Below are 15,180 nucleotides of genomic sequence, written 5' to 3' on the forward strand. Positions count from 1 at the left end.
TCGCTGCTGCCGCGGTCAGCTCGGGTTGAGGCTGATCGTGGCGGTGCGCTCCGCGGGCGTCTTGCCGAGCAGCGCGGTCTGCATGGCCTGTGCGACGTCCGTCGCCGAGACCGGGTGCTTCTGCCCGTCGCCCTTGGTGATCATGATGCCGTCGAAGACGCCTTCCAGGAGCTGGGTGATGGCCGTCCGGTTGTAGGTCTGTTCCAGCCGGCCGTTGACGGGCTTCATGGAGAGGATCTTGGGGAGCGACTTCTCCGGCCCGAACTGGATCTGCTTGCTACCCGCCTTGATCGTGATCAGACCGGACATCGCGGGCTGCGCGAAGTCCTTCATGGCCCGGTCGATCTCGGTCTTGCTGATCGTCGGCTGCCTGGCCGCGACGGGGAGTTGGACGGTGTGCGGCTTCCCGGTCTGGACCTGCGCGCGGAACGCGTCCCGGACGGCGACCATCGATTTGTTGACGTCCAGCGTCTTGCCCGCCTTGCCGGGTACGGCGACGGCCTTGCCGGGTACGAACTTGATCGTGCCGTCGGACGCGGAGCCGGAGACACCCGCCAGATCGGTGAGCGCGACGCCGAGCTTCTCGTTGTCGGTCGGCAGGACGGGCTCGACCTGGCGTTGGCCGCCGAAGAGCGAACCGATCACCGAGACCGGGTTGTAGTCACTGCCCGCGGCACCGCGCACGGTGGCCTGGGTGTCCAGGGTGAGCCCCGCCGTGGCCGGCCTGAGCTCGGTCCTGCGGCCGTCGACGCTCAGCTGGATCGGGGAGTTGACCCGGGTGCCGAGCGTGCTGTCGAGCTTGTTGACAGCCTCGTCCCTGGTGCCGCCGCCGATGTCGACGCCGAGCACGGTGGTGCCCTTGGGCACGTCGGAGTGGTTCATCAGCAGCCCGGCGCCGTACGCCACACCGGCGAGCACGACGACACCGACGCCGATGAGGCCCAGCTTCGAGCGGCCCTTCCTGGCCGGTGCGGCCTGGCGGACCGGGGCGGGCGCCGGGGTGGGGACCACGCCGGGGTGCTCGGACGGGCTGTACGGAGCGGGGCCGCCGGAGAGCCCCGGCCCGTCGGGGCCTTCCGTACCGGGAGCCGCACCGCCGCCGGGACCGGGCGGGAACGGCGCACGGCGCTCGGACGGGGCCACCGGGACACCGCTGCTGAGCGTGGAGCCCGAGACGTTACCGCCGGCCGGCGGGCCGCCCTGGCCGCCGGGGCCGGCGCCGAACTCCGGCGCGAGCTGCTGCGGTGTCAGTACGGCGGTGTCGTCCGACAGTGGCGTCCCGGTGCCCCGGGGAGCGGACGGGGCGCCGCCGAGCGGCGGCGTCAGCGGGCTGGTGCCGGTGGCGGGTCCGGTGGTCGGCCCGGAGGGGCCTCCGAACCCGGCGGCACCGAGCGGCCCGAGCGAGCCGAGGGCTCCGGGAGGACCGGGAGGACCGGAGAGACCTGATGTACCGGGCGCACCGGGTCCGCCGGTGTTCCGCTGCGGCGGCTCGGAGAAGTAGGGCAGGCCGGTGCCGGGCGCCCCGCCGTCCTGCGCTCCGGGCCCGCGCGGGGCGGCGGGTGCGGACGGGCCTGCCGGGCCCGACAGGCCCGACGGTGCGGCGGAACGCGGCGTTCCGACCGCTCCGTTGGACCCGGACGGCGTGGAAGGCGCCGCGGGCGCGGCGGGCTTGCGCGGCGCGAACCAGTCACTGGTGGGCCGCCCGGCCGGCGGCTGCTCGGCCTCCGGCTCAGGAGCGGGCTCGGGCGGCAGCTGCATCGCCGCGGTGCGCTCCTGGTCGCTACCGCCGGCACCGGCAGTACCGGCAGCACCATCGATGGGTTCGCTCTCGCCCATGGGCGTCCGCATGACGACCGGCGGAATCGGCCGCGAGCCAGGGATGTTGATCCGGATACGCGTCGTCAGCGTGGTCTCGGTCCTGGGCTCGTCCGGCTGCGGCTCGGGGGCCGGCGCTGAGGCCTCCTCCGGAGACTGGCGGGTTCCGTACGGCGGCGTGCCCGAGGGGTACGCGGCCCCGCCACGTCGCTGGGGACCGGTGGACGAACTGTCAGTTTCACGACTCAAGGCAGGTTCTCCCGGTTGGCTCCGCCGCCCGTTCTTACTTGTGCGGGAGGTTCGGCGGCGCGCACCACCATACTGGCCACGGCGCGATGACACCCCCCACCCAGTGGAATGCGACGTTCCGAGAGCCCCGCGGCCGCGCCCGGTTCACCGGGCGAAGCGGCACATCACTTGCCAGGTCGGGCGGAATCCGGCCCGGGCCGCGGCACTTTGCGCACGGTGGCGCAGATCACAGCGGCCACCATCCCGCCCAGCAGGAAGACGTACGAGGCCGTTCCCGCGCCGAAGACGAAGTCGCCCTCCGGACGGGTGGCGGTCAGCAGCATGACGGCCACCAGCCAGCCGACGGCGGGGGCGCCGGCCCCGATCGCCGTACCGGTCGCCACCCGGCCGCCGTAGAAGACGGCAGCGGCGCCCAGCAGGGCGAGCACCAGGCCGCCGGGGAACCAGCCCGCCTGCACGAGCGCGCCCGCGAGTCCGGTCAGCGCCCCGAGGACGGCCAGCCCGAAGTAGGCAGCGATACGGCGGGGGTTCGGCGGCGCCGCCATGCCTGTATAGCCCTGGTTCATACTCATTCGTCCGCTCCTGTGCTGCCCGTGGTGCTGGTTGCCGCTCCGGTGCTGCCGGCTGGTGGGCCTGCCGCGCCGTCCGCCGCGATGCCCGCGAAGAGGTCCGTCTCGCGCTCGCCGTCCGGCGCTCCCGGCGTGCCCCGCACCAGTTCGTAGCACTCATGCGTGAAGAGCGGCTGGCCCAGGTCGTTGGAGAGCGCGAAGAACGGGCCGTCCACCGCGATCTGGGTGGCGTGCGCGCGCATCGCGGCCGACTTGGCGGCGGCGTACGCGGTGCCGTCGATCTCGGCGGTGATGACCGCGTCGTCCACGACCCCCGGCACATCACCGACATCCGCGATCCCAGGGAACGCGGCACCGGCCGCCCGCAGCCGGGCGAAGCCCTCCTCGGCCGCCGACCGCGGCACCCGGTTCCAGTAGATCTTCGCGATCGTGTGCGGTTCGCCGAGGTCCGGACGGAAGGCGGGCTCGGCCGCGAGTGCGGCGCCGCGCATCGCGACGCGGTGCGCCTGGATGTGGTCGGGGTGGCCGTAGCCGCCGTCGGTGTCGTACGTCACCAGGACCTGCGGCCGTACCGAACGGATCACCTCGACGAGGTACGCGGCCGCGTCATCCACCGGCGTGTTCCAGAAGGCGCCCTCGCGGTGGTTCTGCGCGACGCCCATCATCCCCGAGTCCCGGAAGCGGCCGGGGCCGCCGAGGAAGCGGTGGTCCGTGACGCCCAGCTCCCGCATCGCGGCGGCCAGTTCGCCGATGCGATGGGCTCCCAGAGCGTCCTCGTGGTCCGACGCCAGATGTGCGAGCCCGGGCGGGATGATCTCGCCCTCCTCGCCGAGAGTGCAGGTCACCAGGGTGACGTGGGCACCCTCGGCGGCGTACGCGGCCATGGTGGCGCCGTTGTTGATCGACTCGTCGTCGGGGTGCGCGTGCACCAGGAGCAGGCGCCTGCCGGGGAGGCCCTTCGGCGGGTCGGGGAGGTCCGTCATGGGAACAGCCTACGAGCCGCGTCCCCTCCCAGGGCCGCCCACCCGCTGTCTCCGGCGCCTCAGAACTTGATACCGCCGATCATCCCGGCCACATTGGTCGTGAGCGAGTGAATGGTGGGCGCCACGGACGAGCTGGCCAGATAGAAGCCCAGGAGCGCGCAGACCGCCGCATGCCCCGCTTTGAGCCCCGACTTCCTGACCATGAGCACGACGATGATCGTCAGCAGCACCACCGCCGAGATCGAGAGCGCCATGACGGTTCACCTCCACTTCCGTACGGTCCAAGGGCATGCCACAACTGCCGGTAGCCTCATACCCACCTAGCGCTACGGATCATAACTATCCGGCGGCGTGCATGATCGATGCACGGCAGCACGAGGGGCGCATGGACGTACGCCCCCGGCAGAACCGGTCGGCACATGCCCGGCGTCGGAGACGCTCCGCGGCCCCTGCCCCCCGTCCTCTAGGTTCAGTCGCATGACATCGAACGAACACTCCTTTCCGCGCCGGTTCGCCAGGACCCAGCGCTTCACGCTCGGTGCTCCGCGTGCCTTCACGGTGTCGTCCGACGGCAACCGGGTCGTCTACCTGCGCTCCCCCACCGGAACGGACCGGGCGAACCGGCTCTGGGTGCTCGACCTCGCACAGGGCGCACAGGAGCGCGTCGCCGCCGACCCTGAGGAACTGCTCGGCGGTGCGGCCGAGCAGCTCTCGGCCCGGGAGCGGGCACGCCGCGAGCGGAGCAGGGAGGGCTCGGCCGGCATCGTCGGGTACGCGGTCGACGACGCGGCCGAACTGGCCGTGTTCGCCCTGTCCGGGCGGCTGTTCACGGCCGGGTTGCGGGCGGAAGGCACCCGGGAGATCCCGGTTCCGGGGCCGGTCATCGACCCCAGGCCGTCCCCGGACGGCAGCCTGATCGCCTATGTGACCGGTGGCGCGCTGCGCATCGTGGGGGCGGACGGTGCGGACGACAGGGCACTCGCCGAGCCGGAGGACGCGCACACCACGTACGGGCTCGCCGAGTTCGTCGCGGCCGAGGAGATGCAGCGCTCGCGCGGCTTCTGGTGGGCGCCCGACTCGCGGAGCCTGCTGGTGGCGCGGGCCGACGACAGCGCCGTACAGCGCTGGTGGATCGCCGATCCTGCGCACCCCGAGCGGGAGCCCGCGCAGGTCGGATATCCGGCGGCCGGCACCCCCAACGCCGAGGTGCGGCTCTTCCATTACGGCCTCGACGGCACCCGCACCGAGGTGGTCTGGGACCGCGCCCGGTATCCGTATCTGGCGGCCGTGCACTGGTCGTCCGACGGCGCGCCGCTGCTGCTCGTCCAGGCCCGCGACCAGCGCAGCCAGCGCTATCTGGGGGTCGACACGGAGTCCGGCACCACCAGGACCCTGCATGTCGACGAGGACCCGGTGTGGCTCGACCTCTTCCCCGGGGTGCCCGCCAGGTCGCCCGCCGGCGGGCTGGTCCGGATCGCCGACGAGGGCGGCGCCCGGGTGCTGGCGGTCGGCGACCGGCTGCTCACAGGACCGGAGTTGCACGTACGGGCGGTGCTGGACATCTCCGTTGACGACGTGCTGGTCTCCGCTTCGGCGGGCGAGGCCGCCGACGACCCCGAGACCGGCGAGATCCATGTCTACCGGGTCAACGAGCTGGGGGTGGAGCGTCTTTCGGCGGGGCCCGGCGTGCACTCGGCGGTGCGTTCCGGCGGTGTCACGGTGCTCCTGTCGGCCCGTACGGAGCGGCCGGGCACGGACGTCCGGGTGCTGCGGGACGGCAAGGAGGTGGCGACGGTCGCCTCCTACGCGGAGACGCCGGGCCTCACCCCCCGCGTGAAGTTCACCGAGGGGGGCGCACGAAAAATTCCGTGCGCCGTCCTGCTCCCCAGCGGCCACCGGGAATCCGACGGCGTGCTCCCGGTGCTCCTCGACCCGTACGGCGGCCCGCACGGCCAGCGGGTGGTCGCCGCACACAACGCGCACCTCACGTCGCAGTGGTTCGCGGACCAGGGATTCGCGGTGGTCGTCGCGGACGGCCGGGGCACCCCGGGCCGCTCCCCCGCGTGGGAGAAGGCCATCAGGGACGACTTCACGCTCACGCTCGACGACCAGATCGACGCCCTGCACGGCCTGGCCGCCCAGGGCTTCCCACTGGACCTGGACCGGGTGGCCATCCGCGGCTGGTCGTACGGCGGCTATCTCGCCGCACTCGCGGTGCTGCGCCGCCCCGACGTGTTCCACGCGGGTGTCGCCGGCGCCCCGGTCACCGACTGGCGGCTGTACGACACGCACTACACCGAGCGCTACCTCGGCGATCCGGGAGAGCAGCCCGGGGTGTACGCGGCGAGCGCGCTCGTCACCGACGACGGCCTCTCGGCCCCCGAGAACCCTGCCAGGCCGCTGATGGTCATCCACGGCCTGGCGGACGACAACGTCGTCGCGGCCCACACCCTGCGCCTCTCGTCGGCGCTGCTCGCCGCCGGCCGCCCGCACGAGGTGCTGCCGCTCTCCGGTGTGACCCATATGACGCCGCAGGAACAGGTGGCGGAGAATCTGCTGCTGCTCCAGGTCGACTTCATCCGGCGATCCCTGGGCCTGGCACCGCACGAGGCCCGCTGAACGAGCGCGGCACCAGCGGGATACGAGCGGGGTACCGGCAGGGCACGACCGGCCGGGGCGAGGTGTCGCCCCGGCCGGTCCACGGCACCCGCACGCCGTACGCTCTCCAGCCTGGCGGCTCCGCATATCGGTCTCATGACAGCCGAGTTGCCGTCATGTCAAACATTTCGATCGTGCTTTGTCGGCCTTTGTCGCCGGTCAGGACAACACGTCAAGCACGCACCCGCATCAGTCCGCAAAACCTTCGCCCAAGAAGCACGGGGACTGCGCCCCCGACGCCGCCAGGCCCTTGACTCGCATCGTCGCGCCGGGCCACGCTCCGCTCAGCTGCGATGATTCCGGACAGCGGGGGCGGAGCAACGAAGAGCCCATATCGCACCGCTGGCAAGGGAGTTGATGGATCAAGCCACGGCCGGACCCACCGGCCGGGGCCAGGGCACCACACCTAGGAAGCGATACGACATGGCGCACGAGGCCACCATTCCCGCTCCCCGCGACAAGGCGCCCCGCCAGGGTGAGGTACTGCTCTCCGCCGAGGGGCTGACCAAGCACTTCCCCATCATGGGCGGCTTTCCCTTCAAGCGCAGGATCGGCGCCGTCCAGGCCGTCGACGGCATCGATCTTTCGCTGCACGTCGGCGAGAGCTTCGGCCTGGTGGGCGAGTCGGGGTGCGGCAAGTCCACCACCGGACGGGTGCTGACCCGGCTGCTCGAACCGACCGCGGGCCGGCTGGTCTACCAGGGCCAGGACATCACCCGCGCGGGCCGCAGGCAGCTGGCACCGGTCCGCCCCGAGATCCAGATGATCTTCCAGGACCCCTACTCGTCACTCAACCCCCGCCAGACCGTCGGCAAGATCATCGGCGGCCCGATGGAGATCAACGGCATTCACCCCAAGGGCGGCCGGGAGCACCGGATCCGTGAGCTCCTGGAGATCGTGGGCCTCAACCCGGAGCACTACAACCGCTTCCCGCACGAGTTCTCCGGCGGCCAGCGCCAGCGCATCGGCGTCGCCCGCGCCCTCGCCCTCGAACCGAAACTCATCGTCGCGGACGAACCGGTCTCGGCGCTCGACGTCTCGATCCAGGCGCAGGTCGTCAACCTCCTCCAGGAACTCCAGCGCGAGCTGGACATCGCGTTCCTCTTCATCGCCCACGACCTGGCGGTCGTCCGGCACTTCTCGGACCGCGTCGCCGTCATGTACCTCGGCAAGATCGTCGAGGTGGGCGACCGGGACTCCATCTACCAGCAGCCGCGCCACCCGTACACACACGCCCTGCTCTCGGCGGTCCCGGAGGCCGCGCTCGTCAGCGACGAGGAGCGCGCGGCCCACCAGCGCATCCGGCTCGCGGGCGACGTCCCGTCCCCGATCTCGCCGCCGTCGGGCTGCCGGTTCCGTACCCGCTGCTGGAAGGCGCAGGAGAAGTGCGCGACCGAGGAGCCCCCGCTGGTACGGATCGACGGCAGCCGGGACGGGCACCTGACGGCCTGCCACTTCCCCGAGGACCCGACGACGGAGCGCGAGGAGGAGATCATCCTCGACCCGGCGCTGCGGGAGCTGGAGGCGGACCAGGGCGGCCCGGACGCACCCGGGGTGGAGGCGGCCCAGGACCCCTCGTAGGGACGGCCCCGAACGGGCCTCGCGAGGGCCCTGAGCGGGCGTCGCGCCGGAGGACGGCCCCTAGGCGGGCGTCGCGCCGGAGCCCGGTCCGGCCGGCGTCGCGCCGGAGGGCCCCGGCGTACCACCGGACGGGCCCGGCGTGCCGGAAGGCCCCGAGGTGTCGTCCGGCGGCCAGGTCGGGCCCTCCGGCCCGCCCGCGGTGTCCGGCACGACCTGGATCTCCTCGGCGAAGTGGCAGGCCGAGTCGTGGTGCGCCGGCCCCTCCACGGTCCGGAACAGCTCGGGCACCGCCAGCGCCGGCACCTCCTGCGCGCACCGCTCCTGCGCCTTCCAGCAGCGGGTACGGAAGCGGCAGCCGGACGGCGGGTTGGCGGGCGACGGCACATCGCCGACCAGGATGATCCGCTCGCGCCGGTCCCGTGCCGCCGGGTCGGGCACCGGCACCGCCGAGAGCAGCGCCTGGGTGTACGGGTGGGTGGGGTGCTCGTAGATCTCCGCGTCCGAGCCGACCTCGACGATCCGCCCCAGGTACATCACGCCGACCCGGTTGGAGATGTGCCGGACGATCGACAGGTCGTGCGCGATGAACACGTACGCCAGGTCGAACTCCTTCTGGAGCCGCCCCAGCAGGTTGATCACCTGCGCCTGCACGGACACGTCGAGCGCGGAGACCGGCTCGTCGGCCACGATGATCTCGGGGTTGAGGGCGAGGCCGCGCGCGATGCCGATGCGCTGGCGCTGGCCGCCCGAGAACTGGTGCGGATAGCGGTTGATGTACTCCGGGTTGAGCCCGACGACGTCAAGCAGGTCCTGGACCTTCTGGCGCCGGTTGCCCTTGGGCGCGGCCTCGGGGTGGATCTCGTACGGCTCCCCGATGATGTCGCCGACCGTCATCCGGGGGTTGAGCGAGGTGTAGGGGTCCTGGAAGACCATCTGGATGTTCCGGCGTGCGGCCTTGAGGGCGCGCCCGGACATCTTGGTGATGTCCTCGCCCTTGTACCGGATCGAACCGTGCGTCGGGGCCTCCAGGTTGACCAGCATCCTGGCCACGGTCGACTTGCCGCAGCCGGACTCGCCCACGATGCCGAGTGTCTCGCCCTGGCTGAGCGCGAACGACACTCCGTCGACGGCCTTGACCGCGCCGATCTGCTTCTTGAACAGGATTCCCTGCGTGAGCGGGTAGTGCTTGAACAGGTCGCGGACTTCGAGGATGGGCTCCTTCTCGTGGAAGGCGATCTCCGCGTGCGACTTCTCCATCAGGTCGCGTAGCGCCTCGGCCTCCTCACGTGCCGCGTCACGTGCCGTGTCGCGCCGCGCGTGCTCAGCGTGCATTGAGCGTCTCCTTCCAGAAGTGGCAGGCGCTCCGGCGCTCCGGGGACACTTCGTACAGGGGCGGTACGTCGGTCCGGCACACCTGCTGGGCCAGCGGGCAGCGGGGGTTGAAGGCGCAGCCGGGTGGGATGTGCAGCAGGTTCGGGGGCAGGCCCTTGATCGCGTAGAGCTCCTGGCCCTTCTGGTCGAGGCGTGGGATCGATTCGAGGAGGCCCTTGGTGTACGGGTGCGCCGGCGCCTCGTAGATCTGGTGGACCGGCGACGTCTCGACGATCCGGCCCGCGTACATGACCGCGATCTTGTCCGCGACGTCCGCCACCACGCCCAGGTCGTGGGTGATCAGGATCAGCCCCATGTTGAACTCCCGCTGGAGTTCGCCGAGCAGGTCCATCACCTGGGCCTGCACGGTCACGTCGAGGGCGGTGGTCGGTTCGTCGGCGATGATCAGGTCCGGCTCCAGGGCCAGCGCCATGGCGATCATGATGCGCTGGCGCATCCCGCCGGAGAACTGGTGCGGGTACTGGCCGACCCGCTCCTTGGCCGCCGGGATCCGTACGGTGTCCATCAGCTCGACGGCCTTGGCCTTGGCGTCCTTGCGGGACATGCCCTTGTGGACGGTGAACATCTCACCGAGCTGCTCCCCCACGCTGAGCACCGGGTTGAGCGAGGAGAGGGCGTCCTGGAAGATCATCGCCATCTTCGCACCGCGGATCTTGCGCCGCTCCTCCTCCTTGAGCTTCAGCAGATCCTGCCCCTGGAAGATGACCTCGCCGCCCGCGATCTTCCCCGGTGGCACATCGAGGATGCCCATGATGGCCTGCGCGGTCACCGACTTGCCGGAGCCCGATTCGCCGAGGACGGCGAGCGTCTCACCGGAGTCCACCGTGTAGTCGACGCCGTTCACCGCCTTCGCGACCCCGTCGCGGGTGTGGAACTCCACGTGCAGATCGCGTACTTCGAGCAGCATGGTCCGGACTCCTCAGCGCAGCTTGGGGTCGAGGGCGTCGCGCACCGCGTCGCCGAGCATGATGAAGGCGAGCACCGTGATCGCCAGCGCCCCGGCCGGCCAGAGCAGCATGTGCGGGGCGTTGCGGATGTACGGGGAGGCCGCGGAGATGTCGATGCCCCAGGAGACGGTGGGGGGCTTCAGGCCGACGCCGAGGTAGGACAGGGTCGCCTCCAGCGAGATGTACGTACCGAGGGCGATGGTCGCCACGACGATCACCGGGGCGACCGCGTTCGGCGCGATGTGGCGCAGCAGCATCCGGGAGTTGGAGGCGCCGAGTGCCCGGGCGGCCTGGACGTAGTCGTTCTGTTTGGCGGTGATGACGGAGCCGCGCGCGATCCGGGCGATCTGCGGCCAGCCGAGGAGCACCATGAAGCCGATCACCGGCCAGACGGTGCTGCTGGTGACCACGGACAGCAGCACCAGACCGCCGAGCACCACCGGGATACCGAAGAAGATGTCGGTGATCCGGGAGAGGACCGCGTCGCCCGCGCCACCGAAGAAGCCGGCGAGACCGCCCAGGATGCTGCCGATGATGGCCACTCCGACGGTCGCGCAGACACCGACCGTCACGGACTGCCGGGCGCCGTAGACCGTACGGGTGTAGACGTCGCAGCCCTGTCCGGTGAAGCCGAAGGGGTGGCCGGGCTCGGGACCGTCCTGAGCCTTGCTCAGGTTGCAGGAGAGCGGGTTCTGGTCGGTGATGAGCTGCGGCCAGATCGAAATCACCACGAGGAACACGATGATCAGGCCCGAGATGATGAAGACCGGGTTGCGGCGCAGGTCGCGCCAGGCATCGGACCAGAGACTGCGGGCCGGTTCCTCGGGCCCCCCGTCCCCGCCGTCCTTCGGGTTCTCCAGCGTGACGCCCTCGCTCATGGCGAGGTCGGTGGCCCCGCCGGCCCCGGCGGCGGAGATGGCTTCGTCGGAATTCTGCGGCTCAGGCATACCGGATCCTCGGGTCGAGAACGGCGTAGAGGAGGTCGACGATGAGGTTCGCCACCAGGAAGACGATGACGAGGACGGTGACGAAGCCGACGACGGTCTGGCTGTTCTGGCGGACGATGCCCTGGTAGAGCTGGTAGCCGACGCCGTGGATGTTGAAGATGCGCTCGGTGACGATGGCACCGCCCATCAGGCCCCCGATGTCGGTCCCGATGAAGGTCACGACGGGGATCAGCGAGTTGCGCAGCAGGTGCCGGACGATGATGCGGCGTTTGCGGAGCCCTTTGGCGGTGGCCGTTCTGACGTAGTCGGCGCGCCGGTTCTCCGCGATCGAGGTCCTGGTCAGCCGGGTGACGTACGCGAGTGACACGGACGCGAGCACCAGGCCGGGAAGGATCAGTTCGTTGAACGGGGCCTGCGGTGAGACGGCGGGCGTGATCAGCCCCCACTGCACGCCGAACAGCAGCTGGGCCAGCAGGCCGGTGACGAAGGTCGGTACGGAGATCACGATCAGGGTGAGCAGCAGGACGCTGGAGTCGATCGGGCGGCCGCGTTTGAGCCCGGTGATCACGCCGAACGAGATGCCGATGATCACCTCGAAGATGATGGCGACGATGGTGAGCCGGATGGTGACGGGGAAGGCGCTGCCCATCAGGTCGGTGACCTTCTGACCGTTGAACGCGGTGCCGAAGTCGCCGGTGAAGACGTTGCCCATGTAGGTCAGGTACTGCTGCCACACGGGCTTGTCGAGGCCGAACTCGCTGCGCAGCTGGGCGGCGGTCGCCGGGTCGCAGGCGCGGTCGCCGCAGAGTCCCGCGACGGGGTCTCCCATCACGTTCACCATCAGGAAGATCAGCAGCGTCGCGCCGATGAAGACCGGGATCATCTGCAGCAGACGCCTGATCACATAACGTCCCATGAGGGGCTCCGGGGGTCGTCGTTCCGGGAAGGTGTGCGGCCCGGCGCGCGTCGCGGCGCGCCGGGCCGTGCTTCCTCAGGCGTCAGTGGACCTTGATCTCGTTGTAGACCGGCACGCTGAACGGGTTCAGTGCGACGTTCGAGATGCGGTCGGAGTAGCCGGCGCTGCCGTTCTGGTACCAGAGCGGGATGGCCGCCATGTTGTCCCTGACCACGCCTTCGGCATCCTGGAACTTCTTGACGGCTGTGGCCTTGTTCGTCTCCGCGTTGGCCTGGTTGACGAGGTTGTCGAACGACTTGTTGCTCCAGTGGCCGTCGTTGGAGGAGGCGTTGGTGTAGTACAGCGGCTGCAGGAAGTTCTGGATCAGCGGGTAGTCCATCTGCCAGCCGGCCCGGAACGGGCCCGTCATCTTCTTCGCCGTGATCTGGTTGCGGAAGTCGGCGAAGGTACCGATCGGGTTGCCGACACACGCCTTGTCGTTGCCGAGGGTGTTGTTGATGTTGTTGCAGATGGCGTCGATCCACTCCTTGTGCGAGCCGGTGTCCGCGTTGTACGAGAGCTTCAGCTGGCCGCCCGGGATGCCGCCGCCCTCCTTGACCAGCTTCTTCGCCTCGGTGGGGTTGTACGTGCAGGAGGAGCCGCAGAGCCCGGCCTTGTATCCGCCGCTGGCGCCGAGGACCGGGGAGGTCCAGTCGGTGGCCGGGGTCCTGGTGTTCTGGAAGATCGTCTTGGTGATCTGCGGCCGGTTGATCGCCATCGAGAGCCCGATCCGCACCTTCTTGGCGCCCGCGGTGTTCCAGTCGGGGCGGTAGAAGGGGAACGCGAGGGTCTGGATGATGCCCGCGGGGGTGTTGATGTAGCGCCCGTTCAGGTCGGCCTTGACGTTCTTCAGCTGCGCGGCGGGTACGTCGTCGACCAGGTCGAGGTTGCCCGCGGTCAGGTCGGTGTAGGCGGTGTTGTTGTCCGTGTAGACCTTGAGGTCGACGCCGCCGTTCTGCGCCTTGTCGGGGCCCGGGTACCCGTCCCACTTGCGCAGGCTCATCTGCGAGCCCTTGGTGTACGAATCCACGGTGTACGGGCCGTTGCCGATCGGCTTGGACAGCCAGGCGGAGTGGTTCTTGTAGAACGCCGTGGGCAGCGGGGCGAAGGCCGGGTACCCGAGGGTGTCCGGGAACGTGGAGAACTTCTGGTTCAGCTTCACCGTGAAGGTCGTGTCGTTGACCACCTTGAGCCCGGAGAGCGTGGAGGCCGTGGCGCTGCCGGAGTCCGGGTGGACCTTGTCGTAGCCGTCGATGTAGGCGAAGAAGTAGGCGTCCTTCTGGTTGTGCTTCAGATCCGCGCCGTAGTTCCAGGCGTCGACGAAGGACTTGGCGGTGATCTTCTCGCCGTTGCTGAACGTCCAGCCCTTCTTGATCGTGATCTTGAAGTTGACCGAGTCGCTGGTCGTGACGCTGGTGGCCAGCATGTTCTCGGCCTTGCCGGTCTTCGGGTCGTACTTCTTGAGACCCCGGAAGATCATGTCGAGGACCTTGCCGCCCTGGACCTCGTTGGTGTTCGCCGGCTCCAGCGGGTTCTGCGGATCGCCCCAGGAGGAGCTGAGGACACCGTTCGCCCCGCCACTTCCGCCACTGCTTCCCCCGCCGCCGCAGGCCGTCGCCGCGAGTGCGACGGCGACCGCGCATACGGCCCACTTGGCGTGTGTGGCTCCGCGCATGGAGTGCCTCCTCTAGGTCCTAAATCACGCTTAGGGCCCAATATCACTGGATAGCAGTACCAATGCACCTTCTCTGCGGCCGTCTGTGTCCATCCGTCACCAGAAACGCCCGGATGCCCCGCATAACGAAATGGACACACCTTTGACCGGACGCAGCTGTCCACGATCGCACGATTTGCGGTTTTAGGAAATCACCTGTCCACCCAGAGGGCACCTTTTCTTTCTCAAAAAAACGTCAATAACCTAAAGACCAGGTGTGGAGTTGCTACGCGCATTGACCGTTGTCAACTCGATTGATTGGGTCCGTTCCAACCCCTTAGCTCCTCCTGCCCGGAGGATGCCGCTTTCCGTACGGGGACAGGAGTTCGATGACCACGCCATCCCCGGCCCCCCTCGTTCCGGTGGACACCACTTCCATCGGCATCGTTGAGGAGTCCCGGCAGCCCGACAGCCCCAACAAGGGCGCCGAAGCCCGGAGCCCGAGCCAACTGGCTTGGCGGCGATTCAAACGCGACAAGACAGGCTTCGTGTCTGCCTGCATCGTCGTGTTCTTCTTCGTGATCGCCCTTGCCGCACCGCTGATCGCGAAGCTGTACGGGAAGAACCCGTACGACACGTACGGCCAGGACATCCCCGGGCTGCTCAACGGTTTCGGCTATCCGGTGAAGCCCAACGGTGGTATCAGCAGCGAGTACTGGTTCGGCCTTGAGCCGTCGCTCGGACGGGACGTCTTCACGTTCCTGCTCTACGGCATCCGCACCTCGCTGATGATCGCCTCGGCGATCACGATCCTGCTGACCATCGTCGGTGTGGTCGTCGGCGTCACAGCCGGTTATCTGGGCGGCAAGACGGACTACCTCATCGGCCGGATCATCGACATCCTGCTGTCGTTCCCGTCCACGCTGTTCTTCATCGCCTTCATGCCGGTGATGTACGGGCTCTTCGTCGGCCCGGACGACGACATCCCGACCTCGCTGCGGGCGATATCGCTGATCATCGTCCTCGCGGGCTTCGGCTGGGCATCGATGGCACGTCTGCTGCGCGGTCAGGTACTGGCCCTGCGTGAACGCGAGTTCGTGGAAGCCGCGAAGGTGACCGGCGCGTCCCCGGCCCGGATCATCTTCAAGGAACTGCTTCCGAACCTCTGGACGCCGATCCTGATCCAGTCCACCCTGGCCCTGCCCGCCATGGTGACGGCAGAGGCGGGCCTCGCCTTCCTCGGCGTCGGCATGATCGACCCGACCCCCGACTGGGGCGTCATGATCGCGCGTGGTTCGTCCTACTACACGAACGACATCACCTTCATGCTCTTCCCCGGCATCTCCATGGTCATCTTCGTGCTCGCCTTCAATCTGCTCGGCGACTCGGTACGCGACGCGCTCGACCCCAAGTCGAGGCGCTGACCCTCC

At 69.5% G+C, this 15,180-nt stretch carries 12 protein-coding genes; 3 read left to right on the forward strand and 9 right to left on the reverse strand.

Annotated features, from left to right (window positions below; all coding sequences use genetic code 11):
• Positions 1-15: 15 nt before the first annotated feature.
• From OG210_RS08020 to OG210_RS08035, 4 genes are all read right to left on the reverse strand, one after another.
• Positions 16-2,064, reverse strand: a complete 2,049-nt coding sequence (locus tag OG210_RS08020; RefSeq protein ID WP_328331073.1) for a hypothetical protein — start codon at positions 2,062-2,064, stop codon at positions 16-18.
• A gap of 164 nt (positions 2,065-2,228) precedes the next feature.
• The gene (locus OG210_RS08025; RefSeq protein ID WP_328331071.1) at positions 2,229-2,636 is read right to left on the reverse strand and encodes a DUF6113 family protein; all 408 of its coding nucleotides are present in this window, start codon (positions 2,634-2,636) and stop codon (positions 2,229-2,231) included.
• Positions 2,633-3,616 (reverse strand): N-acetyl-1-D-myo-inositol-2-amino-2-deoxy-alpha-D-glucopyranoside deacetylase, encoded by a 984-nt coding sequence (mshB, locus tag OG210_RS08030; RefSeq protein ID WP_328331069.1) that lies wholly within the window; start codon positions 3,614-3,616, stop codon positions 2,633-2,635. The genes OG210_RS08025 and mshB overlap by 4 nt, the downstream gene beginning before the upstream one ends.
• Before the next feature lie 59 nt (positions 3,617-3,675).
• Positions 3,676-3,870, reverse strand: coding sequence for a hypothetical protein (locus OG210_RS08035; protein ID WP_328331067.1), 195 nt, complete (start codon positions 3,868-3,870; stop codon positions 3,676-3,678).
• Between the two features lie 223 nt (positions 3,871-4,093).
• Between OG210_RS08035 and OG210_RS08040 the strand changes: the two genes are divergently transcribed.
• A complete protein-coding gene (locus OG210_RS08040; RefSeq protein ID WP_371535513.1) occupies positions 4,094-6,235 on the forward strand; it encodes a prolyl oligopeptidase family serine peptidase in 2,142 nt (713 codons plus the stop codon).
• A 462-nt stretch (positions 6,236-6,697) separates the two neighbouring features.
• Positions 6,698-7,855, forward strand: coding sequence for a dipeptide ABC transporter ATP-binding protein (locus tag OG210_RS08045; protein WP_328335594.1), 1,158 nt, complete (start codon positions 6,698-6,700; stop codon positions 7,853-7,855).
• Between the two features lie 60 nt (positions 7,856-7,915).
• On the opposite strand, the gene OG210_RS08050 is transcribed toward OG210_RS08045, so the two are convergent.
• The 5 genes from OG210_RS08050 to OG210_RS08070 all read right to left on the reverse strand — a co-directional run bounded on the left by OG210_RS08050 (position 7,916) and on the right by OG210_RS08070 (position 13,771).
• Positions 7,916-9,187, reverse strand: a complete 1,272-nt coding sequence (locus tag OG210_RS08050; protein WP_371535516.1) for an ABC transporter ATP-binding protein — start codon at positions 9,185-9,187, stop codon at positions 7,916-7,918.
• Positions 9,177-10,154, reverse strand: a complete 978-nt coding sequence (locus OG210_RS08055) for an ABC transporter ATP-binding protein (RefSeq protein WP_328331061.1) — start codon at positions 10,152-10,154, stop codon at positions 9,177-9,179. The genes OG210_RS08050 and OG210_RS08055 overlap by 11 nt, the downstream gene beginning before the upstream one ends.
• A 12-nt stretch (positions 10,155-10,166) precedes the next feature.
• Entirely contained in the window at positions 10,167-11,141 is a 975-nt protein-coding gene (locus tag OG210_RS08060; RefSeq protein ID WP_371535519.1) for an ABC transporter permease, read from the reverse strand.
• The gene (locus OG210_RS08065; RefSeq protein ID WP_328331057.1) at positions 11,134-12,057 is read right to left on the reverse strand and encodes an ABC transporter permease; all 924 of its coding nucleotides are present in this window, start codon (positions 12,055-12,057) and stop codon (positions 11,134-11,136) included. Before OG210_RS08065 ends, OG210_RS08060 begins: the two co-directional genes overlap by 8 nt.
• Positions 12,058-12,139: 82 nt before the next feature.
• A complete protein-coding gene (locus tag OG210_RS08070) occupies positions 12,140-13,771 on the reverse strand; it encodes an ABC transporter substrate-binding protein (protein WP_371535522.1) in 1,632 nt (543 codons plus the stop codon).
• A gap of 368 nt (positions 13,772-14,139) precedes the next feature.
• Between OG210_RS08070 and OG210_RS08075 the strand changes: the two genes are divergently transcribed.
• On the forward strand, positions 14,140-15,174 hold the full coding sequence (locus OG210_RS08075) for an ABC transporter permease (protein WP_328331053.1): 1,035 nt from the start codon (positions 14,140-14,142) through the stop codon (positions 15,172-15,174).
• Positions 15,175-15,180: the final 6 nt, after the last annotated feature.

The sequence above is a fragment of the Streptomyces sp. NBC_00466 genome (genome assembly GCF_041433995.1).
GTDB lineage: Bacteria > Actinomycetota > Actinomycetes > Streptomycetales > Streptomycetaceae > Streptomyces.

Excerpts from the sequence above, each read along its gene's own strand:
- OG210_RS08025 (WP_328331071.1), bottom strand. The coding sequence starts at position 2,636 with ATGAGTATGAACCAGGGCTATACAGGCATGGCGGCGCCGCCGAACCCC.
- mshB (WP_328331069.1), bottom strand. The coding sequence starts at position 3,616 with ATGACGGACCTCCCCGACCCGCCGAAGGGCCTCCCCGGCAGGCGCCTG.
- OG210_RS08035 (WP_328331067.1), bottom strand. The coding sequence starts at position 3,870 with ATGGCGCTCTCGATCTCGGCGGTGGTGCTGCTGACGATCATCGTCGTG.
- OG210_RS08040 (WP_371535513.1), top strand. The coding sequence starts at position 4,094 with ATGACATCGAACGAACACTCCTTTCCGCGCCGGTTCGCCAGGACCCAG.
- OG210_RS08045 (WP_328335594.1), top strand. The coding sequence starts at position 6,698 with ATGGCGCACGAGGCCACCATTCCCGCTCCCCGCGACAAGGCGCCCCGC.
- OG210_RS08050 (WP_371535516.1), bottom strand. The coding sequence starts at position 9,187 with ATGCACGCTGAGCACGCGCGGCGCGACACGGCACGTGACGCGGCACGT.
- OG210_RS08055 (WP_328331061.1), bottom strand. The coding sequence starts at position 10,154 with ATGCTGCTCGAAGTACGCGATCTGCACGTGGAGTTCCACACCCGCGAC.
- OG210_RS08060 (WP_371535519.1), bottom strand. The coding sequence starts at position 11,141 with ATGCCTGAGCCGCAGAATTCCGACGAAGCCATCTCCGCCGCCGGGGCC.
- OG210_RS08065 (WP_328331057.1), bottom strand. The coding sequence starts at position 12,057 with ATGGGACGTTATGTGATCAGGCGTCTGCTGCAGATGATCCCGGTCTTC.
- OG210_RS08070 (WP_371535522.1), bottom strand. The coding sequence starts at position 13,771 with ATGCGCGGAGCCACACACGCCAAGTGGGCCGTATGCGCGGTCGCCGTC.
- OG210_RS08075 (WP_328331053.1), top strand. The coding sequence starts at position 14,140 with ATGACCACGCCATCCCCGGCCCCCCTCGTTCCGGTGGACACCACTTCC.